This is a genomic window from Campylobacter canadensis (assembly GCF_013177655.1).
In the GTDB taxonomy this organism is placed as follows: Bacteria; Campylobacterota; Campylobacteria; order Campylobacterales; family Campylobacteraceae; genus Campylobacter_E; species Campylobacter_E canadensis.
Window position 1 is genome coordinate 66,303 of sequence record NZ_CP035946.1, and the last position, 26,034, is coordinate 92,336.

Sequence of the window (26,034 nt, forward strand, 5' to 3'; positions counted from 1 at the left end):
TCCTTATAAAATTATTGATAATACATAACTTAAAATTAAACCACAAATACTTGCGATTAAAGTTGCGCCAGTAAAGTATTTAAACATAGCCTTTACACTCATTCCTAAACTTTCTTTTACTAGCCAAAACAAACTATCAGTTACAATAGTACAACCTATAGCCCCACTACCTATTGCAAGGCATAAAACTTCTTTGCTTATATTACTATCTATTTGAAGAACAATTCCAGCCGCACTAATCATAGCAACCGTCGCACTGCCAACACTAGCATGTAAAATAATTGCAATAAGCCAAGCTAAGAATACAGGATTTAGGCTAAGACTTCCTAAAACTTGCTTTAAAGCTTCACCAATTCCTGATGCGATTAAAATCTCATTAAAAGCCCCTCCAGCTCCGATTATTAACAAAATTGATGCAATTTGCGTGAATGAATTAGAGCTAAATTCCATAAGTTCTTGCATAGAGTAACCTTGCTTTAAACCCAAAGTATAATAAGCTACAAAAACACTTATTAATAAAGCAATAATAGGATTACCAATGAATGCAAATACCGCATTATCTTTAAACACTAAGGTCTTAAGCAGCATTAAAACTAAAGGCAAAAGAATGGTAAAATAAGTAAGTGCTGTGCTTGGCATATTTTTTACAGTAGAGTTTTCTTCGTTTTTAATAGCTACTTCATCATCTTGTGAAAAAACAAAAAATTTTAAAAAAAGCACCCCGCCAATAAAAGCACATATCATACCTACAACAATGCTCATTAAAATAACCTTGCCTATATCAGCACCTAAAGTTGCTACAATGCTTGTTGCAGCAGGATGAGGTGGAACCATACAATGAACACTCATTAAAGATGTTGCAAGTGCTACACCTATTTTTATTCTGCTTACGCCTATTTCTTTAGCAACAACCAAAACCAAAGGCACTAATAGTACAAAACCAACTTCAACAAAAACAGGAATTCCTGCTATAAATCCAACTAACATCATAACAACATCAGCCCTTTTTTTGCCAAGTAGATTTAATAATGACAGTGCTATTTTTTCTGCTCCACCGCTAACTTCTAACATTTTTCCTAAAATACTTCCGCAACCTATGATTACTGCTAAAAATCCTAGTGTGCCGCCTACTCCATTTTCAATAATAGAGCCTATTTTTAATAAATCCACTCCTGTAATGAGTGCTACAAAAATACTTGCTAGACTTAAGGATAAAAATGCGTGAATTTTAAGCTTTGCGATACAAAACACAACAAGAACAATAGAGGCTATTAATACCGAAATTAAAGCTAAATTGCTCATATTTTCTCCTTTATTAAAATATCACAATCACGATTATACCCCCCCCCTAGTTGAAAATTTTCTTAAAATAATAAAAAAATTTTATTTTTTTGATAAAAATTTATTAAATTAAGTAAAAAATCGCTAATTTAAGAATAAAAGTGTAAAAAAATTATTATTTAAGAAAATATTAGCAAGAAAAGAATAATTATTCTTTTCTTGAATTTTATTTGTTAGGAGTTTTAAAATTTTTTATATTTTCAATGTTTAAGATTTGCTCTTTGATACTGTTTGATAAAGCTAAATTATTTACATTTGAATAAAATTTTTCTAGTAATTCATCTTTATTTAAAGGATTTTCTGGATTACCTTTGTTTATTTTTACTTCTTTTATAAGTGTTTTTTGATTTTTTAATTTTACGCTAATTTTGCCATAAAAATATTTTGGAAAATATGTAGATTCATATTTTTCGTATTTTATTTTTTTAGCAAAGTCTGCAATTTCTTTTCGCTTTATATTTTCAAAAGATTTTAAATTTAAATAGCCATCAATAAACATTAAACTAAATAAATAAGCAAAAGAAAATTTAACTTCATAATCACTTTTTGGATTGTGTTTTTGCTCTATTGGTTCGCATATAAAAGATATAGGAACGCTATTTACATAGCATATTATTTCTTCTATATCACAAGCTTTAATGCCATCTTCTTTTAACAATTTTGCACAATCAATTAAGCCGTGTGCAAAATGGCAACTTGGGTATGGTTTTATTGATACTTGCATTATCATATAATCTTTGCCTAAGTTTTCATCTAGTTGCTTTTTATTACATTCATTTTCTATACCAAAGGCTCTAAAGATATTATCACGACCTTCAAAAATGCTAACAGGTGCAAAAAGTCCAATTTGTGCATATTTACTTGCTCTAATTCCATTTAAAACTGCATTTGCAATGTGAAGAATTTTAGAATTACTCCCATTGCTTAAAAATTCATTTATTCCACCAGCAAAAGAAGCAGCAAAGCCTAAAGCGTTAATTGTTTGCAAACTATCTAAGTCATTAATAATACAAGCTGCTGTTGTAGCTGCAAAAACTCCTGCTATAGCACTTGTGTGAAAACCTTTTTTATGAAAAGTTCCATTACTAGCAATTCCTATTCTTCCTGCAACCTCCCAACCCATAATAAAGGCTTTTAGAATTTTTTTACCATCATTTGTTTTAGAAAATCCATAACTAAGACAAAGTGGGGTTAAAATAGCACTTGCATGTAAAATAGCTTTAGTTAAAGTATCATCAAAATCAAGCACATGAGAACTCATTGCATTTAGCATAGCTGCATTAATTGGAGTAGCTTTAAAATCACTACCCCAAATGCTTACATTAGCGTTTTCATCTTTAAATGCTTTTATGCTTTTTAAAATAGCATCATTTGTACTACCTGCAATAGCTACCCCAACTGTATCAAGCATTAACTCTTTTGCTCTAGTTATTACACTAGTTGGTATATCTTCATACTTTGTATTTATTACAAAGTCAGCCAATTTTTCACTATAAAGCATAATTAATCCTTTAATATTTCAGCATTTTTTATATTGTCTAAAAAATCTTCTACAAGTAAAGGAGCGTACCCAACATAGCTTGTTGCATCAAGCAAGGCATCTATTGCTTTTTCATCTAAAGTTTCTTTTACTCTACTATCGTTTAATAAAACTTCTTTAAAGCTTTTATTGTTTTCAATACCCTTCATTGCATTTTCATAAACAATCTCGTGAGCGTGTTGTTTTCCAAAATGCTCACTTAATGCAAACATAACTCTTTCTGCTAAAACAAAACCTTGTAAGGTATTTAAATTCTTTAGCATAAAATCTTTTTTAACTTCTAATCCACCTAAGGCTGTTTTCATATTATCTAAAACCACAGAAAGCATTAAAAATATTTCAGGCAAAAGCTTCCACTCCATTTTCCAAACTTGCCCATCTCTTTCATGCTCGTGTCTTTCAATATCGCTTAAGATTGCTATATTTGCTTTTAAAGTATTACTTACAGTTACTGCATTTTCACTTATTGCAGGGTTTCTTTTATGCGGCATTGTACTTGAACCTACTTGACCTTTACCAAAAGGTTCAGCCACTTCATTTATTTCATTGTGAGCTAGTATTAAGATTTGATGAGCAATTTTATTGAATGTAGCATTTATATTTGCTAATACATATCCAAGCTCAATTAATCTATCTCTTGCTGGTTGCCAAGAAATATAAGGCACTTTTAGTCCTAAACTTTCAATCGTTAATCTTTCTACTTCTTTATGCTTATCGCTAAGACTAGCTTTTGTACCGACAGCACCAACTATTAAACCTACATAAAGTCTATTTTCGCATTCAAGTATTCTTTCATAATGTCTATTAAGCTCATCAAGCCAAATAGCAACTTTGTGTCCAAAAGTAATAGGTAGGGCTTGAAGGGCTAATGTTCTTCCCATCATTGCAGTATTTTTGTGTTCTAAGGCTAATTTTTGTAATGATTTTGCTATTATTTTTAAATCACTTTTTACAAGCTGCATTGCTTGTTTAAATTGCAAAATAAAAGCTGTATCCATAATATCTTGAGTTGTTACTCCAAAATGAACAAATTCTCCATATCCGTTTTCGCAAGCTTTTTCTAAAGCTCTTACTGTAGGAACTAAAGGGTGTTTTGTCTTTTTATATTCATTAAAAATAAAATCCATATCCATATATTTATAAAAAGATTTTTTAGCTATTTCATCGGCTGCAGCTTGAGGGATAATATTTAATTTTGCTTGAGCTTTAGCAAGTGCAGCTTCTACATCTAGCCATTTTTGAATTCTATTTTCTTCGCAAAAAACATCACGCATTGCTTTAGTACTCCAAGAATCACCTAATAATCTCATATCAAATACACTAATTGCACTCATCTTTTCTCCTTATTTTATTTTTAAAAATGCTTGTTTTAAATCATCTATTAAGTCATTTACATCTTCAAGACCTATGTGAAATCTTACAAATACTCTACTTTCATCTATTTTTGTTGCAGTTCTTGGTGGTGTTGTAACAGTTGCAAGGCTTTCATAGCCACCCCAACTAGCACCTATTGAAAAATATTTTAAACTATCTACAAAAGCAATGGCTTGTTCTTTTTTAATATTTTCATTAAATTCTATTGTTATCATTCCGTTTGTACCAACAAAATCTCTTTTAAAAATTTCATTATTTTTATGAGTTTTTAGTTTTGGATAAAAAATTGTTTTTATTTCTTGTCTGCTTTGTAAAAATTCTACTATTTTGTCTGCGTTTTCTTCATGATTTTTTAATCTTATTGCTAATGTTCTCATACCTCTTAATACTAAATAGCAATCATCAGGGCTAGTTGTAAGACCTAAGGCTTCTGGTAGCTTATCAAAGTTTTTAAATTCTTTTTCATTTACGATAACACAACCCATAACAACATCAGAATGTCCGCTAAGATATTTTGTAGCAGCGATAACAACTATATCTACCCCAAGTTTTATAGGATTTGATAAATATGCACTTGAGTAAGTGCTATCAATTGCAACAGGGATATTATTTTTATGTGCTATTTGGCATAATTTTGGTATATCTATAATTTCGTATAAAATTGAACCTGGACTTTCGCATAATATAAGCTTAGTATTAGCTTTTATTTTTTCTTCTACATCACTTGCATCAGCTTTTATAAATTCAACTTCAACACCAATTTTATTTAAAAATAAATCGCAAATTGTTCTAACAGGTCCATAAATTCCATCAGTGATTAAAAAATGTGCATCCTTACTTGCATAATTTAAAAGCACCATAGCTAATGCTGCAAGTCCTGTTGGAAAAAGATGAGCTCTATAGCCACCTTCAAGCTCACAAAGTAATTTTTCTAATTCAAAATTAGTTTCGGTACCTCTTGCACCATAGCTTAAAACCCTTTGTGTTTTTCTAAGCTCACGATATTCTTGCCAAGTTTTGTGGTCTTTAAAAAGTATAGTTGAAGCTCTCATAACACTTGGATTTACTGCTTTTACCGCTAAATCCTTACCTCTTCCAAGATGAATAATTTTCGTTTTAGTTTTCATTTTTTCTCCTTTTTAAATATAAATATAAGTACAAATAATATTAACAATACCCGCTACTATCATAGGTATTGCGGTTCTTTTAACAACAGCAAAGGGGCTAACTTTTGCAATTCCTGCGATTGCTAAAATAGCAGGAGCTATTGGACTTGCACATCTTCCAAAGCCTGTCATAATTTGAATAGGTGCTATCATAGTGATAGTTTCTACATTAAAATGTTTTGCTATGTTTGGAATAAGTGGTGCAAAAGAAAAGAATGCTGCATTTCCTGAACCCATTAAAAATGCTGATACAGATAGTAAAACTGATACAAAGATAATAATTGCAAAAACTTCAAAACCAGCACCCTTTGCAAAGTCAATCAAGGTACTAACAAATCCAACAGATAAAAGTCCAGCTGCAAAAACTTGACCACAAACTATAAGACTAACTGTTATTACAAATAAATGCCCCATACCTTTAAAAAATATCATAATTGAATTTAGAGTTTGTACAAGGCTTTTATATCTAATCATTTCAAAAATAATTGCTGTAAATGTTGATATCATCATTGCTACAGGAACATTCATTTTTATGTGACTTCCAACAACTTTTGAAAAACCTAATATTAAAATAAGTGGAATAATTGGCAATATCGCATAGATTTTTGGTGGAATTTTAGCTTTATTGTCGTCGTTTGTAGTTAATTCGTTTTCAATACTTTCTTTATCAAAGCTAAAATTATCTTTTTTATCAAAATATTTAGAAGTAAAATAAATTGCAATAGCAACAGCTATTATAATAGGTATTGTTGTTGGTAGTTGATGATGCACAAAATATGTAGCTGGGTCAATACCTGCTGTATTAGATGCCATTATTACATTTCCACTTCCAGGTCCATGGTCAATATATTGACAAGTTCCAATAACCGTTAAAGCTGATAATTTTGAAACACCTGTCCTTACTAAAATCGGATACATAGTAACCATAAGTAAAAGTCCAAGACCAGCATGAGATGGTATAAAAATTACTAAAAATTGTGTAACAAAATAAGAAATAATTAAAAGCATATATGGAGATTTTACCATACTAAGTGGTTTTTCAAATACCTTAAATAAGGCATAACTTGCACCAACATGTTCCATATAAGCAGAAAAACCAGCAATACACATAAGTGTAAGCCCCAAACCACTCAAAGTAGATGAAAGATTTTTATTAAAAACTTCAAATAAGTTAAAAAGCCAAAAATGTAAATCATTTTTATCGCTTAAAACCTTACTTGTAAAAATAGCATTACTATCATAGATTGTAGATACTAATAATAAAAATAGCCCACTTAATAATAAAGCCATATGTGCGTTAATTTTTTTCATAAGCATAAAGACTAAAAGCACTATTGCAATTAGTGAAAACAGAATGCTAAACATACTTCCTCCTTTTTTAATAAAATTTACTTATTTTTTGCAAAATTTAATAAAAAATTCTTAAAATTAGCTAAATTTAATAAAAAAAATGCAAAAAATGAGAAATTTTCTAATTATTTAATAAAATTTTGTTAATATTTTTTCAAATTTACAAAAAAAGGAGAAAAGATGAATTATCCAAAAGCAATAGGACCATATAGCGTTAGCACTAGTGCAAAAGATTTAGTTTTTGTAAGCGGGCAATTGCCTATTAATCCTAGTACAGGAGACTTTGCGAGTAATGATATTAAAGAATTAACTAAGCAAAGTCTAAAAAATATTGAAGAGATTTTAAAAGAGCAAGGCTTAAGTATGCAAGATGTTGTTAAAACCACAATATTATTAGCTGATATTAATGATTTTGCAAGTGTAAATGAAGTTTATGCTGAATTTTTTAAAGAGCCATTTCCTGCAAGAAGTGCTTATGCTGTTTTAGCCTTGCCAAAAAATGCAAGGATTGAAATAGAAGCAATAGCACTTAAAAAATCTTAAATTAATACATTAATCAAATAAGTATTTAGCGGTATAGCAAAGATATCAATAAGCACCGCACCGCATAAAGGCACTATTAAAAAGGCTTGTTTTGAATACATAGCATATTTATTACAAGCTGTGCTCATATTTGCAACTGCATTAGGAGTAGCACCCAAACCATGCCCCATTAAACCAGCACACATAATAGCACTATCGTAGTTTTTGCCACAAAGCCTAAATACTACAAAAACCGCAAATAAAAGCAAAACTATCACTTGCACAAATAAGCTAATAAACAAAGGCAGTGCAACTACGCTTAGCTCGTTTAGTTTTAAATTCATCATCGCCATTGTTAAAAATATTCCCAAACTAAGTTCGCTTATTGTATCTATTGTGTATTGATTTAACTTAAAAATATTAAAAATATCATTTATATTTCTAATAATTATCGCAATAAGCATAGCGCCAACATAGCTTGGCAACGAGTATCCGCTAATTTGAGTAAATAGCTTACTAACATAAAAACCAAAGCATAAAATAAACAAAATCAAAAACAAGGATTTTAAAAAATCTTGATAACTTGCGATATGAATTTCGTGTTTTAAAGGGTCGGTATCTTTTATGCTTTCATTTGTTTTAATTTCAAGTTTGTGTTTGTTTATTAAATATCTACAAAGAGGTCCGCCTAAAAGTGAACCTGATATTAGCCCAAAGGTTGCAGCTGCGATTGCTATTAATTTTGCATTGTGAAGTGGGCTTAATTGCTCAACCATATTAGAAAAGGCAATAGCATTAGCATGACCACCTTCTAAAGCTACAGCACCGCTTAAAATACCATAAACTTTGTGCATATTAAAAAAGCTCATCATAGATATTCCAATTGCATTTTGCATTAAAGCCATAAACCAGCAGCAAAGAAGATAAATAATAAGTATTTTTCCGCCAACTTTTAGTAATTTAAAGCTACCGCTAAGCCCTACAACGGTAAAAAACACTACCATAAAAGGTGTTTGCAAGCTTGTATCAAAGTTAATTTTTATATCTATAAAACTTAAAAGCCACACAATTATGCTAATTAAAAAGCCGCCTACAACAGGTGCAGGAATGCAGAATTTTTCTAAAAATAAAAGCTTTGTTTTTATTTTCATAGCGAATAATAATGCAGCTATGCTAATTGTTAGTACGCTTAAAGCATCAAAATTCATATTATTTCCTTTCTAAGCAATAAATAGGCTAAAAATGCTGCTAATTTTGCGGTGTGCTTATCAATATCATACTTAGGATTAAACTCACAAACATCAGACATAATTAATTTTTTGCTTTTAAAAATCATATCTAAGGCTTTTAAGGCTTGTTCTAAATTAATTCCAAAAACATTAGGCGCACTTACTGCTGGTGCTATACTTAAAGAAAATACATCAATATCAATACTCAAATAAATAAAATCATTTTTTTCTAAAAAAGCCTTGAGTTTTGTATCAAGCTCGTGCATATTGGTATTTAAGATATACTCTGCTTTCATTTGTTTTATTGTGTTAAATAAAGCTTGTGTATTGGATAATTTATTAACCCCAATACACAAATAATTATATTCGTAATTTTTACTTTTTGCATATTCATAAGCTTTATAAAAAGAATTACCAGAACTATGTAATTTTTGTTTTCTTACATCAAAATGCGCATCAAGATTGATTACTCCTATGCTTTTTTTGTAATCTAACGCTGCTTTTATTGGTGCTAGTGAGCTTTCGTGACCGCCACCTAAAATAACGCAATAATTATCATCTTTTAACAAAGTAAGGCATTTTTTATAAAGAATTTCATCGCCTTGCTCTAAGCTTGAAAAATTATCAATATTAGCAACATCATCAAAGCTAAAATCATCAAAAACAGCAAAATTTGCCATATTTTCTTTGATTATATTAGGAGCTAGTTCGCTACCAGCCCTACCTTTGTTTCTTTGCACCCCTAAGCTAGTGCAAAACGATAACAATTTTACTTTTGAATTTTTATTTAAGCATTTAAATACACGATTATGTATCTTTGCCTTGCCATCATCTCTTCCTTGCCACATTTTTACTCCTTTTTTAAATAATTTAAAATAATTTTATTAATTTGATATTTAAAATATAAAAATTATTTATTTAAAGTGTAGATTTGTAACAAAAGTATTTTTTTGTTTTTAAGTTTAGATTAAAAAAAAAAATAGAATTTTAATATCAAAAAAACAAAAGGAGAGTTTATGCAAGTAAAAAGATATGATGGTTTTTTAATAATTGTGTCTATTTTTTCTGTGTTTTTAGTGCTTTTAGCACTTTTGCTTAATCCTGCAAAATCTTTAGAATTTGCAAATGCTTTATTTTATAAATTAACTCATAGTTTTGGTTCTTTAATTCAATTTTTTGAGTTTATTTGCGTTGTTTTTGTAGCTTATTTAGCTTTCTCAAAAATAGGTAAAATTAGACTAGGCGATGAAAAAAACCAATATTCTAATTTATCTTGGATTTTTATGTTTATTTGTGCTGGTCTTGGCTCGGCTACTATGTATTGGGCTTTTATGGAATGGGCTTATTATTACATTAGCCCAGGTTTAAATATTGCTTCTTTAAGCAAAGATAGTTTAAGGGCTTCAACATCTTTTGTATTTTTTCATTGGGGCATAACACCTTGGGCAGTTTATGCTTTGGCTTCTATTGCTATGTGTTATCATTTTTATATAAATAAAAATAAAAATTTAAAATTATCTAGCCTGATTGCAAGTATATTAAATATAAAAGAAAGTGAATTTTTAAAAAAGCTTATTGATGTTATATTTTTATTTAGCACCTTTGGCGGGCTTATTTTAACCACTACATTATCTATTGTTACAATTAGCGCAGGATTTGCAGGGATTTTTAATATTAGCGATGGTTTTTATTTAAAATTTATTCTTTTAACGCTAATAACTGCTGTTTTTACTATTTCTAGTTTTGTTGGATTATCAAGCGGTATGGCAAAATTAGCTAAAATTTCTTGCATTTTATGTTTTGTTTTTGCATTATTAGTTTTAATTTTAGGAGATAGTATTTTTATAATTAATAATACTATAAATAGCATAGGGATGTTTTTTTCAAATTATGTTCAAATGTCTTTGTTTAATGATATTACTCAAGAAAGTTCTTTTAATTACGATTGGACTGTGTTTTATTGGCTTTATTGGATTACTTACACTCCTGCGGTTAGCATTTTTGTAACTAAAATTTCTAGCGGCAGGACTATTAGGCAGGTTATTTTTGGTTTAGTTTTAGGCGGTTGTGTTGGAACTTGGTTTTTCTTTGGTTGCTTAAGTTCTTATGCTATTGATATTTTTAATAATAACACAGTAAATATTGTAGAATTTTTACAAAATAATCAAGGTGAAGTAGCTGTTCTTGCACTTATAAAAACCTTACCTTTTGGCAATGCTTTTGCTATTTTTTATTTTGTATTAATGATGGTTTTTTTAGCTTCACATATGGACGCTACTGCTTTTACAATTTCTAGCGTTAGTACTAAAATTGATAGCGAAAATCCAAGCAAATATTTAAAAGTATTTTGGTGCATAATGTTAGGTCTTATACCTTTGGCTATGCTTTATATTAATGCTGATTTAAATACTTTAAAGGTGGCAGTTTGTTTAAGTGCTGCTCCTTTTTTAATCATTCTTGCTATTAGTTTTTATGGTTTAATCAAATGGATAAAGGAGATAAAATGAAAATAAGTAAAGTTGAACCTATACACTTAAGAGTAAAAGCTCTTAATGAGCCTTGCGAATGGGGAGAAGATGCTTTTATTTTAAGAATTTACACTGATACGGGATTAGTTGGCGTAGGAGAAAGCGATAGTGCTCCTGCAGTGCTAAAAGCAATGTTCTTACAAGCAGATACTCATAGCTCTTGTTTAGGGCTTAGTAAAATTCTTATAGGTCAAGACCCTAGATATATTAAAAAGATTATGGAAGATTTACTAGAAGGCAGTGCGTATTATGGAATAAGCGGAGCGGCAATTTGTGCTTTAAGTGCTATTAACATTGCTTTGTATGATTTGCTTGGAAAAATATATGGTGTAAATGTAAGTGTTATTTTGGGTGCAAAAAGGCGTGATTATTTAAAGGCTTATGCAACCTTTATTCCAAGCAAAGACTTAAAAGAAAATGAAAAAAAGGCAAAAGAATTAAAAGCAAGTGGTTTTAAGTTAATTAAATTTGGTGGAGCTTCTTTTGGTAGCGATAGCAAAAGCGATAAAGAGATTATAAAATCAATAAGAAATGCTGTTTTAGATGATGTAAAATTAAGCATAGATTTGGTTTCTTTGTGGAGAAATTATTCTTATGCAAAGCAAAGATATGAAGAAATTAAAGAATTTAATATAGAGTGGATAGAAGAACCAGTAGCAGCAACAAACACTCAAGATTATGCTAGATTAAGCGATAATTTAGACTGCAAAATAACTGGCGGAGAGAGTTTTTATACTGAAGATGAGTTTTTAAATTTCATTAAAAAATCAAAGGTTAGTATTGTACAACCTGATATTACAAGGTGCGGTGGTTTTTCTTCTATTCTTGCAATAGAACAAATGGCGTTAAAATATGGTTGTGATTTAGTACCGCACGGATTTTCAACAAGGATTTTATTAGCAGCTACTGCTTGTTTTTTAGCAAGTAGTAAAAATTATGATTTAATTGAATATTCGCAATCAACAAGCCCATTATTTACTGATTTAGTTAGCAATCCTATGCAATATAGCGATGGATATTTAAAGCTAAATGATGGTTTAGGAATAGGCGTTGAGCTTAATGAAGAAGTGATAAAAAAATATAGAATTTAAAATATTATTTTCTCCTAGTGTAAAAATTATGCTAGGAGAACAATTTTACTAAATTTAATTATTTACAGCTTTTAGTTAAAAGCTTTATTGCATAAGTTGCTAAAAATAATCTTATATTTGTAGAATAAAATAACTTATCTTATTTAAATAAGCCTTATTTTTAGTAATAGTAAAGAGCTAGTGGAAAAGAACACCTGCTTGCGTTGATTACTTGGTTGGTAGTAGGGTTATAATATTTGAAGCTACCAAATTAAAATAATTTAAAAACTATAGATTTAACGATAATTCAAAAGCAAAAATAACATTGGCATTTGATAATGATAGTAAAGGTAATGATTTCTTAGAAAAAACTAAAACTATTTTTAATAAATTAGATATTCAAATAGATAAACCAATTTTAAAAGATTTTAACGATGATTTAATTGTAATGAAAATTTTAAATCTAAACAATAATTTTAATTTAGATGATATTAATGATAAATTCAAACAATTCAATAAAAAAATTCAGTATATGTTAGATAAAAAAGATATTATAATGAATGATAGCAAAAATCAATTATTAAAAGATATTAAGAATGATTATAGTATATTAAAGCACATAACACCAAAACTACACTACTATATAAACACAAATGAATTATTTAATAAATACAGCAAAATTATTGAAAATTCAATAAGTAATAATAAAACTTATTAAGAAATTTCAAATCCTAGCATTTGAAAGCATTAAAAAGTTAGAAAAACACACAGCTCTAGTTTTACTACCTATGCGATAAACAACCATAAATAACCTTTATATTTAGTTATTTTAGTTGTATTGTATATTTTAAGTTATTCATTGTATAATTATAAAAATAATTAATTGATAATATTAAGTTATAATAACTCACAATTTCAAATCCTAGCATTTGAAAGCATTAAAAAGTTAGAAAAACACACAGCTCTAGTTTTACTACCTATGCGAAAGGAGATTAAATGTGTAGCAAAGAAGAAAAATTAAAAATAGCTGAAAATATTTTAAAAACTTGTTACTGGGGAAATACCACTATGACCCCTGAATATATTGTTGAAAATATAGAAAATGATAAAGAACTAGGAAGACAATTATTCAGTGCTATTTTTCAAAGCTCTTATGAGATGTATTATAATCTAGGTATTATGAAAGAAGAATGGGTAAAAGAATTTATAATAAATCAAAATCAAAGGCTAGGAACTTATAAAAGAGAATTTTTAGAAGCTAGAATGGACGATTTAATTAAGCATTATGATATTAAGGACGCTGGTATAAGACGACCTATGCCACAATTAATATAAAGGAAAAATTATTGAATAATATACAAGATGAAAGATTTAATAAACTGTATAAAACACAAGATAAAATATTAGATTTAGTAGCAAAAAGTCAGCTTAATTTTTATCTTACAGGTAATTTTAATTATTAAACAATATAAAATGAGATATTAAATAAAAGGGAAAAAATGCAATTTAAAAAAGTAAATAACGATATAGATAATTTTATTGAAAGTGCAACTGGAGAAACTAAAAAATAAGAAATAGAACTAAAAATTTTAAAAAGAAATTGCATATAATGGTCAATGATGAATTATTAGAATTTATAGAGAGTGAAAGGCAAAATACTTGTTCTACAAAAAGCCAATTTATAAAAAATTTCATATTTCAAAAAAACGATTACTTTACAAAAGATGAAAATATTAAAAAAGTTTTTCAAATAGCTATGTCAAATGGTATTTCAATTAGAAGTTTAATTAGAACCAAATTAGGTTTTGATAATAAAGTAGTAGAATTTGAATATTTTAAGGAAAAAGATAAAAAGCATTGTATAACTTTTTATATAAGCGATGAAGAACAAATCAAAATAAATGAGCTTACACAAGCAATTTCAACTTCTACACCTAAATATATTTACTTTAAAATATATTTATATAGAGAAACATATAAATTATTTACATTTGAAGAGCAAATGCAAATTAATCAAGATTTAAAGAAGTATGATTTAAGTTTAGAAGATTATTTAATTGCTAAAATAAATTTTTAAGGGAGTTGTAATGGAAGTGATTGAAACATACGATGAAGTAAAAACCAACGAAAATATTAACAAAGATTATATTGAAATAGGCGTTGGATTAAGTTTAGTAGATAATATTAAGCCATCGGAATATTTTAATGAAGTAGTAAATAATTCTAAAACATATACAGAATTAGAAAATAAAGTAAATCAATACTATAAAGATAAAAAACTCACTCCTAAAGAAACAAGTGAAAAAGAGTGTGATTTGGTATCTATAAACATTGCTAAATATTTAGAAACTAATGGATTTTCTTTATCACCAGCCACATTATTATCAATTCATAAAACTATTTTCAAAAATGCTTTTCCACAATTGCTTGAAAAACAAGTAGGGGTTTTTAGAAAAGTAAATATTTCCAAACTAGAAGATGTTTTAGGTGGTAAAAAAAGCGTAGAATATGCTGATTTTAACGATTTAAAAGCAACTATTGATTATGACTTTAGTATAGAAAAAGAAAAAAAATATAATTTAATGAATAAAGAAGAACAAGTTTTAAATATTGCAAAATTTATTAGTGGTATATGGCAAATTCACCCATTTCGAGAGGGTAATACTAGAACAATCGCAGTTTTTACAATTAAATATTTAAGAAATAAAGGTTTTAACTCAAATAATGATATTTTTAAAACTAATTCAAAGTATTTTAGAGACGCATTAGTGTTGGCAAATTATGAAAGTTTACAGGATAAAATTTATAGAGATTTTTCTTATTTAGAAAGTTTTTTTAATAAATTTATACTTAATAAAAAAATAGAATTAAAGCCTTTACCAAAACCAAAATTAAATAAATCAATTACGATAAAACAAGAGCAAAAATCAACTAAGAATTATGGTTTAAGCAGATAATATTTTAAATTTTTTGTATGATTAATTTTTAAATCATACAAAAATTGTAGCACCACATAAACTAGCAAAATGATTAGATGTTTTATAAGTAAAATTAACTTTGCCGTTTTCTAAGCTAATTTCATCAAAATGATTAGGATTAGTTTTTATTAATTTATTACTATAACTGCATTTTTTTATTGCAGTTTTTATTGTTGGTTTTGATTTAGTAAAAATCATAAATCCATAAGTATATTTTAAAGCCTTTGTGTTATTTTTGCTTAAACTTGCTATATATTGATTTCCAGTAAAAACTCTATAAGTTAATTTTTTAGTATTAAAAAATCTCATCAAATCAAATAAATTTAACAATAACTCATTTTCTTCATTAATTATTTCATTTTGCTTATTTTGATAGCTTATTTTATTATTATCTAAAAATTCAATGATTTCTCTAGGTAATTTTTCATAAACATTACGATTATGAACATCTTTGCATTTTAATTCTTTTCTAAATATGGTAAAATTAGAAAGTTTTTTTCAACAAGCCGCAATGGTATCAAATTGCCCATTGTATTCTTTAAATCCTGAAGTACTAGAAAATGATAAATTTTTAAAATTTTTACATAAACTATAATTTGGCAAAAAGGCTTTTTAGATGAGCCAAAAGCTCATAATAAGTTTGTAATATCTTAATATGAGCTTTGTCTAGTTTAAGGCTTTAAGTATTTTAAAACTAAGCTTATGTAATACTTTGCTGCTAATTCTAAAATATCATCATTATAATCATATTTGCTAGTGTGTAAATTAGCACTATTTGAATTATTTATAAAAGCATAAGCTCCGCTAGTTTTTAGTAAAAATGAAGAAAAATCCTCGCTACCCATCAAATGTTCGTGATTTTGTGTGCATTTATCCTTGCCAAATGCTTCACAAACAACATTAAATGCAAATTCTTGTGCCTTATCGCAATTAACAGTAGCAGGAATGTTTTCTATGCAGTTTAGTTTAATAGTTATTTCATCTTCATCTTGCAAGGTCTTTGCAATTTGCTTTAAACTATCTTGCAAGATTAAAGCATCGTCGTTATTTAAAATTCTTATACTTATTTTGCAACTTGCACTAGAGCTTATTATGTTATAAGCTTTAGAATCGCTGCTTACTCCAACCACGCTTAAAACGCTGTTTTTAAGCTTTATTTCATTAATTTTAGATATGAATTTTGCTAGGCTGTTTATTGGATTTTTGCATAAATTTGGTTGCGATGAATGTCCGCCAACGCCTATAAATTCACATTCGTAAGATAAACATCCAGCCATCATAACGCCCTTTTTTAGAAAAAATAATTCTTTATTATTTGGCATTTGCATACTAGGCATATTGTGGTATCCAAAGATAAAATCAGCATTTAAGTCTTGATAGATTTTAGAATTTACTAAATTTTGCGCTCCACTTAAACCATTTTCATCTACACATTCTTCCGCAGCTTGAAAGATTAAAATCAAAGTCCCATCAAAATTACTTTGAGCTAAATATTTTGCTGCCATTAGCAAAGATGCACTATGCCCATCGTGTCCGCAAGCGTGCATTACATCGCCCTTTGCTGAATATGAAAATGTATTTTCTTCTTTTATTAATAAAGCATCCATATCAGCTCTTAAAGCTATTTTTTTAGTAGAAGTATTTTTTTTCATACTCGCAATTAAGCTAGTGCCAACATTTATAACGCTAAATCCATATTCAATTAGCTTTTCTTTTATAAAAGCACTGGTTTTAAATTCTTTAAAACCAAGCTCTGCATTTTCGTGTAAAAAATGTCTAATTTGAATAAATTCTTTTGTTAAATCTTCTATTTTCATTAATAATAAACCTTATTTTCTTTTAAAAAGGCTCTTAAATCTTCATATTCACTGCTTGTGAAAAATCTATATTTATTTACCTTTAAATTTCCAAGCTCCAATCTACCAAAAGCTACTCTTTTTAAATCAGTTACCTCTAAGCCAAAATGCGCAAAAAACCTTCTAAGTTCTCTATTTTTGCCTTCATTAATTAACACTCTTAGCTTTGTATATCCGCCGCTTGAGCCAAATATTTCATAGTCTAAAAAAGCAGATATTTTCATATTTGTTATCTTGCTTTTTTCGTGTGCGCCCTTTGTTGAGTTTGTAATTTCTAAGCCATTTTGCATAGCTAAAATAACTTCTTTGCTAATTTGACCTTTTAGCTTTAAATAATACTCTCTTTCTAAAGAACTTTGCGCTAAAAAATCAGCTATCACAGGAGAATTTACTAAGATTAAAAGCCCAGTACTAGCATAATCAAGCCTACCTACAAAATTATAATTTTTAAAAGCACTTGGTAAAAAGTTAAAGATAGTTTTTCTATCTCTATCATCAGTGTGTGATACTAATTGACCTTTATCTTTATGATAAATCAAGGCTTCAAAATCCTTTCTTTTGTAAATCCTTTTATTTTTTACAAAAACCTTGTCTTCATCTTCTTTTACTTCGTAAAAATCATCTTTTATGATTTTTTGATTTACCTTTACAAGCCCGTTTGCTATTAGCTCATCAGCCTTTCTTCTTGAATAATCACTATTATGTGAAATAAATTTATTTAATCTCATCACTCATCCAATAATTTTAATAATCCAATAACTTTTTTATTTTCAACAACGCATAAAACGCTTATTTTATTTTCTTTCATCTTTTTAAAAGCATCGTGTGCTAGAGCGTTTTTGTCAATACATTTTGGATTTGTACTTGCATAAAATAAAGCTTTTTTTTCAAAAGAAAAATCTTCTTCTTGCATAGCCCTTCTTAAATCCCCATCGCTAAAAAACCCTACTAATTCATCATTATTGCATAGCACTACACAACCAAAAGAGCATTTACTCATAATCAAAATAGCGTCTTTTATATTTATGCTAGTGGTTGCTAAAGGAAGATTTGTTGTATGCATTAAATCAGCTACTTTTTCATAATATCTTTTACCTAAGCTGCCGCCTGGATGGTTTTTTGCAAAGTCGTTAATTTTAAAATCTTTTAATTTAACAACTAAGGCTAGTAAAGCATCGCTTAAAGCTAGGGTAAGAGTGGTTGAAGAAGTTGGCGCTGGGATATCCTTGATTGCTTCATTGCAATTTGTATTTATGTTTGCTTGGCAAAAGTTTGCTAGTGGGGAATTGTTTTGTGAAATGCTAAAAAGCGCGCATTGTCTATCTTGTAAAAAAGGTATTATTTTTAAAACTTCTTCACTTTTTCCTGAAAAAGATATCAAAATGCAAATATCATTACTATCAATATTTCCCAAATCTCCATGCATTAATTCAGCTGCGTGGATAAAAAAGCTTTTTACCCCGCAACTTGCAAAAGAAGCTGACATTTTTTTGCCAATTATTGCACTTTTACCAACGCCAATAATAATTAAATTACCCTTTATATTTGCAATTTTTGTAGCAATTTTTACAAAATCTTCATCTAATTGCTCACTTGCTTTTAGTATCGCTTGTGCTTCAGCGTAAAGAATTTGTTGTGCTAGTTCTAACATTTTTTATCCTTGTGAAATATTAATTAATAAATATGGATATTTTTTATATTTTTTGAAAAAATATTTTTTTAGCAAGGTTTTTAATGCAGCATCAAGTGCTTTTTTATCATTAAATAAATTCTCTTTGCAATCTGCTAAAAATAACTTAATTGCGTTCGCACAATCATTTGAAAATTCTTGTTGATTTTTTGCTGAAACTAGACCAAAATTGATGATATTGTAATATTTTAGCGTTCTTGCTTGTGAATTTATTGCTAGATTAAGCTGAATAATTCCATGCTCTGCTAGATTTTTTCTTGTATTTAACAAATCATCGTGTATTTGTCTATCTACTTGATTATCTATGTAGGTTTTGCCTGTTTTTACACTTCTTATTTTACGCATTTTATTCCAGCTAATTTCTATTTGGTCACCATTATTTAATAAGTAAATATTTTTTTCATGCACTCCACAAGAAATTGCACTTAATTTGTGTTTTGTAATATGAGAATACTCTCCATGCACAGGTAAAAAATATTTTGGTTTTATTAGTCTTAAAACAAGCATTTGTTCTTGTTGTGCAGCGTGTCCGCTAACATGAATTTCGCTAAATTCTTGATAAGCAACCGCCGCTCCGTGTCTCATTAATAAATCAATTACATTAGAAACACTGGCTTCATTTCCAGGTATTGCCTTTGCGCTTATTATTATTTGGTCGCTTGGTTTTATTTTTACATGCTTGTGTTCGCTAGTAGCCATTCTATAAAGTGCGCTCATATTTTCGCCTTGCGAACCTGTTGTGATAATTAAAATTTCTTCATCAGGTAATTTATCAAGCTCATCAGCCCCAACAAAGATTTTTTTATCAAGTTTTAAATACCCAAGCTCAATAGCGGTAAATAAATTTCTTTCCATTGACCTACCGATAATGCACACTTTGCGGTTGTACTTTAATGCAAAATCAATAGCTTGTGCAATTCTATGAATATTTGAGCTAAAAGTACTCATAATCACTCTGCCTTTGCATTTTGAATAAATTAAATCAAAGGTATTTCCAACCGCACTTTCGCTTTTTGTAACTCCTTCACGATAAGAATTTGTGCTATCGCTTAATAAGCATAAAACGCCTTTTTCTCCATAATAAGCTAAGCGGTGTAAATCACTTGCATAGCCATCAATTGGAGTGTGGTCAATTTTAAAATCTCCTGTGTGAATTATAGTTCCTGCAGGGGTGTTAATAGCTAAAGCACAGCTATCAATAATACTATGAGTAATATGAATAAACTCAATACTAAAAGAGCCTATTTCATAAACTTGTCTTTTAGTTACTGGTCTGAATAATTCGCATTTATCTTTTAAGCCGTGTTCGCTAAATTTATTTGAAATCATTCCAAGTGGCAAGGCGGTTGCATAAATTGGAAAATCAAATTCTTTGTAAAAATACGGCATAGCACCGATATGGTCTTCGTGAGCGTGGGTTATTATTACTGCTTTTATTTTATCTTTTATCTTTCTAATGTATGAAAAATCAGGCACTACAATATCAACTCCGTGTTGATTTGCATCAGGAAAGCTCATTCCAACATCAATAATAATCGCTTCATCTTTATACTCAATAACGCTCATATTACCACCAATAGCACCTAAACCGCCAAGTGGAGTAAAAATTACACTCTCGCTACCTTTTTTATAAAACCAAGGCTCAAGTCTTACTTTGTGTGCAATTTCATTTGCTTTCATACTCTCTTGCAGAGCTTTTTGCCAATCAGCATCGCCTTTTAATTGTGCTGGTAAAATCTTTTTCTTGCGTCTTTTTTTCTTTTTTTGACTTTTTTCTTTTTGTTCGTTTTCTTCTAATATCTCATCTTCGTTTTCAGCATTTTCATAACTTCTTGCTATTTTAATCTCATCCATTTTTTAAACCTTTCTTAAAAATCTCTAAGAATGATTTAGCCGATATTTCGTGAGCTCTTAAGTTTGTGTCTAAATTTAATTGTTTAAATATCTCTTCATAAGCATTTAAGCTTTTTAAAACTTTTTTTCTAGGATTTAAAAAAGCTTGTTTTAAAAACTTGTTAAATTCATCTAAATTAAAATCTATTTGCTTATCTTTTACAAGCTTAATTATACTAGAATTTACCTTTGGCATTGGTTCAAAAGCACTTGGCGCTACATCGCAAACTAAATGCTTTGAGCAAGTAAGCTCAATCAAAACGCTTAATGCACAATAATCATCGCCTAAAAAACGCTGAGCTAATTCTTTTTGTATCATTACAATCATTCCCTTGCAAAAAGGGTCAAAAATTAATTTTGTAATAATGCTAGAACTAACATAATAAGGCAAATTAGCACATACAAAAAAATCTTTATTAATGCTAACTTCTAAAAAATCAGCATTTATTAAATTAAATTTAAAATTACCAAAACGCTCTTTTAAAATAGGTATTAAATCCCTATCAATCTCATAAGCATCAAGGCAAAAACCTTGCTTTAAAATACATTCGGTTAAATCACCTAAGCCAGGCCCAATTTCTACGAGTTGAATATTTTCATCTAGTTTGGGTATGGCTTGGATGATTTGTGCTTTTATAAAATCATCTTTTAAAAAATTTTGTCCGAATTTCTTTTTTGCTACATACATTTTTTTAGTATAAATAATTTAGAATAATATTTGCAAATTTCATTGCAAATATTTTAAACTAACGCCTACATAATAAGCAGCACATAAGTGTAAAATCTCATCATTATAATCATAATTTGCATCGTGCAAATAAGCAGAATTTCCATTATTTATAAAAGCATAAGCTCCTTTTACTTTATCAAGCATAAAAGAAAAATCCTCACTACCCATTAAAGCCAAATGATTTTCATCGCAATTTTCTTCCTTAAATAACTCACAAGCAACGCTAAAGGCTAGTTTTTGTGCTTCATCATCATTTATTGTTGCTTCTGCTATTAGATTAAATTCTAAAGTAATTTTAACCTTTGAGCTTATCTCAATAGCTTTTGCTATATTTTCTAATTGCTCATAAATAATATTTCTATCTTCTTTGCTAAAGGTTCTAATATTTGCTAATAAAAGTGCTTCATCTTGCAAAATATTAAAAGAGCTTTCATTTCCGCAAAGTGCAGCACCAAAAGTTATTACAGCACTATTTTGTGCGGCTATATTTCTTGAGCAAATCATACTTGCTTGAAGAATAAAATTCGCCATCGCTCCCATTACATCACTAGCTTTTTCAGGCGCACTTCCATGCCCGCCAAGTCCTTTTATTGTAATTTTTAAAGAGCTAGCCCCTGCCATCATAGCGCCCTTTTTAAGTAAAAATAATTTATTATCCTTGCTAGGTAGATTGTGATATCCAAAAATATAATCACAGCTAAATCTATCAAATAAGCCATCATTAATCATAGCATTAGCACCGCCTCTGCCTTCTTCTGCTGGTTGAAAGATTAAATTAATTGTACCGTTAAAATCACAATCAGCAAGATATTTTGCAGCAAGTAATAGTGAAGCACTATGCCCATCGTGTCCGCAAGCGTGCATTAAACCTTCGTTTTTGCTTTTATATTCGCATTGATTGTTTTCGTTTATATATAAAGCATCCATATCAGCTCTAAGACTGATTTTTTTATTAGAAGAACCTTTTTTTAAAACCCCAACAACTCCTGTGTTTGCAATTCCTTCATAAACTTCATAGCCAAATTCTTTTAGCTTATCGCTTATTATTCTTGCTGTGTTAAATTCACACATTCCAATTTCAGGATTTTTGTGAATTTCGTGTCTTATTTGAATGAATTCATCTTGCATTGCTTTTAGTTTATTTAGCATTTTTTCCTCCTTGTTTCATTGCTTGAAATTCTTCTTTTAAATACTGTGCTGTATAGCTTGTTTTGTAATATTTTTTTGCTAATTCTTTAGGGCTTCCTAAAGCAATTATTTTTCCGCCGCCTTCTCCACCATTTGGACCCATATCAATTATATAATCGGCATTTTTTATTAAATCTAAATTATGCTCAATAACAAACACGCTATTGCCTAAATCAACTAAATGATGTAAGACTTTTAAAAGTTTTAAAGTATCAGCAAAATGTAAGCCTGTAGTTGGCTCGTCTAGTAAATAAAGAGTGTTTCCTGTATCGTTTTTGCTTAATTCTTTTGCTATTTTTATCCTTTGTGCTTCTCCACCACTTAGGGTTGTTGCATTTTGTCCTAAGCTAATATAATCTAAGCCAACATCCATTAAAGTTTGTAATTTTTGCTTAATTTTAGGTATTTTTTCAAAAAATAAATACGCTTGTTCAACACTCATTGCTAAAACATCAGCTATATTTTTGCCTTTGTAGGTTATTTCTAGGGTTTGATGATTGTATCTTTTACCATTACAAGCATCACAGGTTATTGTAATATCTGGTAAAAAGTGCATTGATATTTTTAATTCTCCATCTCCATTGCACTTTTCACATCTTCCACCAGCAACATTAAATGAAAATCTTCCGATTTTATAACCACGAATTTGCGCTTCGTTTGTTTGAGCAAATAGATTTCTAATTTCATCCATTAAGCCTGTGTAGGTTGCAGGATTGCTGCGTGGAGTTTTGCCTATTGGACTTTGGTCTAAATAAATTACTTTATCTAATTTATCTAAACCCTCATAGTGAATATTATTTAATTTTACTTTTTTAGCGTGGTTTAGATTTAGTTTTGCTATTGGCAATAGGCTTTGTAGCATTAATGAGCTTTTACCGCTACCACTTACTCCTGTTACACAAACTAGATTTCTAAGTGGAAATTCTACGCTTAAATTCTTTAAATTATTAATTGTAATATTGCTAAGTTTTAAAAATTCATCACTTTTTCTTTCTTTATAAATATCTATTTCTTCTTTACGAGTTATGAATTTTGCTGTTGTGCAATTGCTTTTTAATAATTTTTCATACTCACCTGCAAAAACAACCTCTCCGCCATTTACTCCTGCTTTTGGTCCAATTTCTACAATAAAATCAGCATTTTCAATGGTTTTTCTATCGTGTTCAACTACAATTAAAGTATTACCCTTGCTTTGTAAATTTTTTAAGGTATTTATTAATTTGCTTGTATCTTTTTCATGCAAACCAATGCTTGGCTCATCTAATACATAAAGCACTCCGCTAAGTCCGCTACCAATTTGCGAGGCAATGCGAATTCTTTGAGCTTCTCCACCGCTTATTGTTCTTGCATCTCTTCCAAGACTTAAATAGCCTAAGCCAACATCATTTAAAAAATATAATCTTTCACTGATTTCTTTAATTATTGGCAATGATATTTCATAATCTTGTTTGCTTAAATATTTATAATTTTTCAAATCAAAAAACTTACAAATTTGCTCAATAGGAGTGCTAATTACTTGAGCTAGAGTTTTATTATTTACATAAACGCTTAAACTTTGCTCGTTTAATCTAAAACCTTTGCAGCTTGAGCAGGTTTTTTCTGTTATGTAATCGCTAAAATCTTTATCATCTTTTAAAATTTCATAGCTTAATTTTATTGCTCCTTCAAAGGTTTTTTTTATTTTATTTTTTTGCCAAATCATTTCAAATTGATTTGCACTGCCGTATAAAATTAATTTTTGTTCATAATCTTGTAATTCGTTAAATGCTGTACTTGTGCTTATTTTTTCTTTTTCGCAAAAGGCTAAAAGTAATTTATGATAAAAGCTTTTATTATAACCACTCATTGTTCTTATAGCGCCTTCTTCAATGCTTTTGTCATAATTTATTATTTTTTCATTATCTAAACTAAGTTTTATTCCTAAGCCATCGCAGTTTAAACAAGCACCCTTTGGACTATTAAACGAAAAAGAAAGTGGCTCTAATAAATTAAAAGAAATTTTACATTTAAAACAAGCGTTATGTAAAGAATAATGTATGTTTTTTTTACTATCTAATAATTCTAATTCTAATTCTCCAAAACTTATATTTAAAGCCTTTTCTACGCTTTGAGCTAATCTTGATGAATTTTCTTTATTTATTCTTAGCCTATCTATTACTAATTTTATTGTATGTTTTTTTGTTTTTGCTAAATCTATTGGCTCGTCTAATCTTGCTAAAGTACCATTTATTTGTGCGTGAATAAAACCATCGTTTTTGTATTTTTCTAATAAGTCTTTAAAACTTCCTTTTTTTTCTTTTACTAAAGGGGCTAAAATCATTGCTTTTTCTTCGTGTTTTGATATTTCATTAATAATATCTTGTGTGGTCATTTTATTGATTTTTTCACCACATTTATAACAATGTTGAACACCGATTTTAGAATATAATAATCTTAAATAATCATATATTTCAGTAATTGTTCCAACGGTTGAGCGTGGGTTTTTAGAAGTGCTTTTTTGATCAATCGCAATAGCTGGTGTTAGACCTTGGATTTTTTCTACATTTGGTTTATTGAATTTATCTAAAAATTGTCTTGCATAAGCGCTTAGACTTTCTATATATCTTCTTTGCCCTTCTGCATAAAGAGTATCAAAAGCTAGAGTACTTTTGCCGCTGCCGCTTAAGCCTGTAAAGACAATAAGTTTATTTTTTGGTAAGCTTAGATTAATGTTTTTTAAATTATTTTCTGCTGCTTTTGTTATTATAATTTCATCGTTCATTAAAAAACTCCGTGCTGTTTTATAACTTTAATTAATGCAAGTGAAAACATTATTAAATAAAAGCAAATCATAAGTTTTTTTTGTAAAGAATTAGTAGTTTTTAAAAAACAATAATTTCCTATTTTTACACCAAACAAAGAAGCAAAGCCAATAATAGCTCCAGCAGTATAATCAATATAACCGCTATAAGACATTGAAATAAAAGCCGATGTAGCACTAAAAGCCACAAATAAACCACTAATTGCAGCTGCTTTTTTTAATTCAAAGTTACAAAAAGCAATTAAAGCAGGGGTTAAAAGCATAGCTCCACCAATTCCAGCGCTAGTTGCAATAGCTCCTACAAGAAGTCCTAAAATAAAATGTAAGAATTTATTATTGTTTTCTGCTTTATTTGAATTAGTAGGACTAAAATAAAATTTAATAATAGCCCAAGTAAGCATTATTAAAACTAAGTAAGAAATTGCAATATCATTTGCTATTTTCATTACATAACCAATGCTAAAACCACCTATTAATCCACCCAAACAAGGAAAAATACCTTGTTTTATATTTAGTTTTTTATTTTTATAATTTAAGTAAGAATTATAAAAAGCTGAAAAAACCATTTGCATAACAGAAATTCCAACAGCTACCTTAGATGAATAAGGCAAAAGAGTGCTAACAACAGGTACAACCGCAGTTCCGCCACCTATTGCAAATAAACCAGAAATAAAACCAACAAAAATTCCATCAACAGCAAGTACGGTTAAAGTGTATAAATCATAATTTTCTAACATAATTAAACTCCTTTTTTAATATTAATTAACCTTAGCTTAAAT

The 26,034-nt window shown here is 28.8% G+C and carries 23 protein-coding genes; 7 read left to right on the forward strand and 16 right to left on the reverse strand.

The window, feature by feature from the left end; translation table 11 throughout:
* Positions 1–3: 3 nt before the first annotated feature.
* The 5 genes from CCANL266_RS00305 to dcuC form a co-directional block, all read right to left on the reverse strand.
* A complete protein-coding gene (locus tag CCANL266_RS00305) occupies positions 4–1,302 on the reverse strand; it encodes a GntT/GntP/DsdX family permease (RefSeq protein ID WP_172229723.1) in 1,299 nt (432 codons plus the stop codon).
* Positions 1,303–1,507: 205 nt separating this feature from the next.
* Positions 1,508–2,842: an MmgE/PrpD family protein gene (locus CCANL266_RS00310; protein ID WP_172229765.1), complete on the reverse strand. Its 1,335-nt coding sequence runs from the start codon at positions 2,840–2,842 to the stop codon at positions 1,508–1,510.
* A 2-nt stretch (positions 2,843–2,844) separates the two neighbouring features.
* Positions 2,845–4,215, reverse strand: a complete 1,371-nt coding sequence (purB, locus tag CCANL266_RS00315; RefSeq protein ID WP_172229768.1) for an adenylosuccinate lyase — start codon at positions 4,213–4,215, stop codon at positions 2,845–2,847.
* A gap of 9 nt (positions 4,216–4,224) precedes the next feature.
* On the reverse strand, positions 4,225–5,382 hold the full coding sequence (locus CCANL266_RS00320; RefSeq protein WP_172229771.1) for a trans-sulfuration enzyme family protein: 1,158 nt from the start codon (positions 5,380–5,382) through the stop codon (positions 4,225–4,227).
* A 12-nt stretch (positions 5,383–5,394) separates the two neighbouring features.
* The gene (dcuC, locus tag CCANL266_RS00325; protein WP_172229774.1) at positions 5,395–6,786 is read right to left on the reverse strand and encodes a C4-dicarboxylate transporter DcuC; all 1,392 of its coding nucleotides are present in this window, start codon (positions 6,784–6,786) and stop codon (positions 5,395–5,397) included.
* A gap of 165 nt (positions 6,787–6,951) precedes the next feature.
* Between dcuC and CCANL266_RS00330 the strand changes: the two genes are divergently transcribed.
* On the forward strand, positions 6,952–7,314 hold the full coding sequence (locus tag CCANL266_RS00330; RefSeq protein WP_172229777.1) for a RidA family protein: 363 nt from the start codon (positions 6,952–6,954) through the stop codon (positions 7,312–7,314).
* Here the strand turns inward: CCANL266_RS00330 and gltS are convergent.
* On the reverse strand, positions 7,311–8,501 hold the full coding sequence (gene gltS, locus CCANL266_RS00335) for a sodium/glutamate symporter (protein WP_172229780.1): 1,191 nt from the start codon (positions 8,499–8,501) through the stop codon (positions 7,311–7,313). The genes CCANL266_RS00330 and gltS overlap by 4 nt on opposite strands.
* Positions 8,498–9,370, reverse strand: coding sequence for a formimidoylglutamase (locus CCANL266_RS00340; protein WP_172229783.1), 873 nt, complete (start codon positions 9,368–9,370; stop codon positions 8,498–8,500). Before CCANL266_RS00340 ends, gltS begins: the two co-directional genes overlap by 4 nt.
* 168 nt (positions 9,371–9,538) lie before the next feature.
* Here CCANL266_RS00340 and CCANL266_RS00345 point away from each other — a divergent pair, with 168 nt between their 5' ends.
* The 6 genes from CCANL266_RS00345 to CCANL266_RS00370 all read left to right on the forward strand — a co-directional run bounded on the left by CCANL266_RS00345 (position 9,539) and on the right by CCANL266_RS00370 (position 15,077).
* Positions 9,539–11,029, forward strand: coding sequence for a BCCT family transporter (locus tag CCANL266_RS00345; RefSeq protein WP_172229786.1), 1,491 nt, complete (start codon positions 9,539–9,541; stop codon positions 11,027–11,029).
* A complete protein-coding gene (locus tag CCANL266_RS00350) occupies positions 11,026–12,141 on the forward strand; it encodes a mandelate racemase/muconate lactonizing enzyme family protein (RefSeq protein WP_172229789.1) in 1,116 nt (371 codons plus the stop codon). The genes CCANL266_RS00345 and CCANL266_RS00350 overlap by 4 nt, the downstream gene beginning before the upstream one ends.
* 304 nt (positions 12,142–12,445) lie before the next feature.
* Positions 12,446–12,838 (forward strand): hypothetical protein, encoded by a 393-nt coding sequence (locus CCANL266_RS00355; protein WP_172229792.1) that lies wholly within the window; start codon positions 12,446–12,448, stop codon positions 12,836–12,838.
* A gap of 278 nt (positions 12,839–13,116) precedes the next feature.
* Positions 13,117–13,455: a hypothetical protein gene (locus CCANL266_RS00360; protein ID WP_224315981.1), complete on the forward strand. Its 339-nt coding sequence runs from the start codon at positions 13,117–13,119 to the stop codon at positions 13,453–13,455.
* Positions 13,456–13,729: 274 nt separating this feature from the next.
* Positions 13,730–14,197, forward strand: coding sequence for a hypothetical protein (locus tag CCANL266_RS00365; RefSeq protein ID WP_172229795.1), 468 nt, complete (start codon positions 13,730–13,732; stop codon positions 14,195–14,197).
* A 10-nt stretch (positions 14,198–14,207) separates the two neighbouring features.
* Entirely contained in the window at positions 14,208–15,077 is an 870-nt protein-coding gene (locus CCANL266_RS00370; protein ID WP_224315979.1) for a Fic family protein, read from the forward strand.
* Positions 15,078–15,110: 33 nt separating this feature from the next.
* Here the strand turns inward: CCANL266_RS00370 and CCANL266_RS00375 are convergent, their stop codons facing one another.
* From CCANL266_RS00375 to CCANL266_RS00415, 9 genes are all read right to left on the reverse strand, one after another.
* Entirely contained in the window at positions 15,111–15,428 is a 318-nt protein-coding gene (locus CCANL266_RS00375) for a hypothetical protein (RefSeq protein WP_172229798.1), read from the reverse strand.
* A 341-nt stretch (positions 15,429–15,769) separates the two neighbouring features.
* Entirely contained in the window at positions 15,770–16,915 is a 1,146-nt protein-coding gene (locus CCANL266_RS00380) for a M20 metallopeptidase family protein (protein ID WP_172229801.1), read from the reverse strand.
* Positions 16,915–17,682, reverse strand: coding sequence for a pseudouridine synthase (locus CCANL266_RS00385; RefSeq protein ID WP_172229804.1), 768 nt, complete (start codon positions 17,680–17,682; stop codon positions 16,915–16,917). Before CCANL266_RS00385 ends, CCANL266_RS00380 begins: the two co-directional genes overlap by 1 nt.
* Positions 17,682–18,605 carry a KpsF/GutQ family sugar-phosphate isomerase gene (locus CCANL266_RS00390; RefSeq protein ID WP_172229807.1) on the reverse strand — a complete coding sequence of 308 codons (924 nt, stop codon included), beginning with the start codon at positions 18,603–18,605 and terminating at the stop codon, positions 17,682–17,684. The genes CCANL266_RS00385 and CCANL266_RS00390 overlap by 1 nt, the downstream gene beginning before the upstream one ends.
* Positions 18,606–18,608: 3 nt before the next feature.
* The gene (locus tag CCANL266_RS00395) at positions 18,609–20,498 is read right to left on the reverse strand and encodes a ribonuclease J (RefSeq protein ID WP_172229810.1); all 1,890 of its coding nucleotides are present in this window, start codon (positions 20,496–20,498) and stop codon (positions 18,609–18,611) included.
* Positions 20,491–21,225: a 16S rRNA (adenine(1518)-N(6)/adenine(1519)-N(6))-dimethyltransferase RsmA gene (rsmA, locus tag CCANL266_RS00400; RefSeq protein ID WP_172229813.1), complete on the reverse strand. Its 735-nt coding sequence runs from the start codon at positions 21,223–21,225 to the stop codon at positions 20,491–20,493. Before rsmA ends, CCANL266_RS00395 begins: the two co-directional genes overlap by 8 nt.
* Positions 21,226–21,264: 39 nt before the next feature.
* Positions 21,265–22,416 (reverse strand): amidohydrolase, encoded by a 1,152-nt coding sequence (locus tag CCANL266_RS00405; protein ID WP_172229816.1) that lies wholly within the window; start codon positions 22,414–22,416, stop codon positions 21,265–21,267.
* Positions 22,406–25,216: an excinuclease ABC subunit UvrA gene (gene uvrA / locus CCANL266_RS00410; RefSeq protein ID WP_172229819.1), complete on the reverse strand. Its 2,811-nt coding sequence runs from the start codon at positions 25,214–25,216 to the stop codon at positions 22,406–22,408. The genes CCANL266_RS00405 and uvrA overlap by 11 nt, the downstream gene beginning before the upstream one ends.
* On the reverse strand, positions 25,216–25,992 hold the full coding sequence (locus CCANL266_RS00415; RefSeq protein ID WP_172229822.1) for a sulfite exporter TauE/SafE family protein: 777 nt from the start codon (positions 25,990–25,992) through the stop codon (positions 25,216–25,218). Before CCANL266_RS00415 ends, uvrA begins: the two co-directional genes overlap by 1 nt.
* Positions 25,993–26,034: the final 42 nt, after the last annotated feature.

Bases quoted from the DNA above. Each gene is read 5' to 3' on its own strand.
- CCANL266_RS00305 (WP_172229723.1), bottom strand. From the start codon at position 1,302: ATGAGCAATTTAGCTTTAATTTCGGTATTAATAGCCTCTATTGTTCTT.
- CCANL266_RS00310 (WP_172229765.1), bottom strand. From the start codon at position 2,842: ATGCTTTATAGTGAAAAATTGGCTGACTTTGTAATAAATACAAAGTAT.
- purB (WP_172229768.1), bottom strand. From the start codon at position 4,215: ATGAGTGCAATTAGTGTATTTGATATGAGATTATTAGGTGATTCTTGG.
- CCANL266_RS00320 (WP_172229771.1), bottom strand. From the start codon at position 5,382: ATGAAAACTAAAACGAAAATTATTCATCTTGGAAGAGGTAAGGATTTA.
- dcuC (WP_172229774.1), bottom strand. From the start codon at position 6,786: ATGTTTAGCATTCTGTTTTCACTAATTGCAATAGTGCTTTTAGTCTTT.
- CCANL266_RS00330 (WP_172229777.1), top strand. From the start codon at position 6,952: ATGAATTATCCAAAAGCAATAGGACCATATAGCGTTAGCACTAGTGCA.
- gltS (WP_172229780.1), bottom strand. From the start codon at position 8,501: ATGAATTTTGATGCTTTAAGCGTACTAACAATTAGCATAGCTGCATTA.
- CCANL266_RS00340 (WP_172229783.1), bottom strand. From the start codon at position 9,370: ATGTGGCAAGGAAGAGATGATGGCAAGGCAAAGATACATAATCGTGTA.
- CCANL266_RS00345 (WP_172229786.1), top strand. From the start codon at position 9,539: ATGCAAGTAAAAAGATATGATGGTTTTTTAATAATTGTGTCTATTTTT.
- CCANL266_RS00350 (WP_172229789.1), top strand. From the start codon at position 11,026: ATGAAAATAAGTAAAGTTGAACCTATACACTTAAGAGTAAAAGCTCTT.
- CCANL266_RS00360 (WP_224315981.1), top strand. From the start codon at position 13,117: ATGTGTAGCAAAGAAGAAAAATTAAAAATAGCTGAAAATATTTTAAAA.
- CCANL266_RS00365 (WP_172229795.1), top strand. From the start codon at position 13,730: ATGGTCAATGATGAATTATTAGAATTTATAGAGAGTGAAAGGCAAAAT.
- CCANL266_RS00370 (WP_224315979.1), top strand. From the start codon at position 14,208: ATGGAAGTGATTGAAACATACGATGAAGTAAAAACCAACGAAAATATT.
- CCANL266_RS00380 (WP_172229801.1), bottom strand. From the start codon at position 16,915: ATGAAAATAGAAGATTTAACAAAAGAATTTATTCAAATTAGACATTTT.
- CCANL266_RS00385 (WP_172229804.1), bottom strand. From the start codon at position 17,682: ATGAGATTAAATAAATTTATTTCACATAATAGTGATTATTCAAGAAGA.
- CCANL266_RS00390 (WP_172229807.1), bottom strand. From the start codon at position 18,605: ATGTTAGAACTAGCACAACAAATTCTTTACGCTGAAGCACAAGCGATA.
- CCANL266_RS00395 (WP_172229810.1), bottom strand. From the start codon at position 20,498: ATGGATGAGATTAAAATAGCAAGAAGTTATGAAAATGCTGAAAACGAA.
- rsmA (WP_172229813.1), bottom strand. From the start codon at position 21,225: ATGTATGTAGCAAAAAAGAAATTCGGACAAAATTTTTTAAAAGATGAT.
- CCANL266_RS00405 (WP_172229816.1), bottom strand. From the start codon at position 22,416: ATGCTAAATAAACTAAAAGCAATGCAAGATGAATTCATTCAAATAAGA.
- uvrA (WP_172229819.1), bottom strand. From the start codon at position 25,216: ATGAACGATGAAATTATAATAACAAAAGCAGCAGAAAATAATTTAAAA.
- CCANL266_RS00415 (WP_172229822.1), bottom strand. From the start codon at position 25,992: ATGTTAGAAAATTATGATTTATACACTTTAACCGTACTTGCTGTTGAT.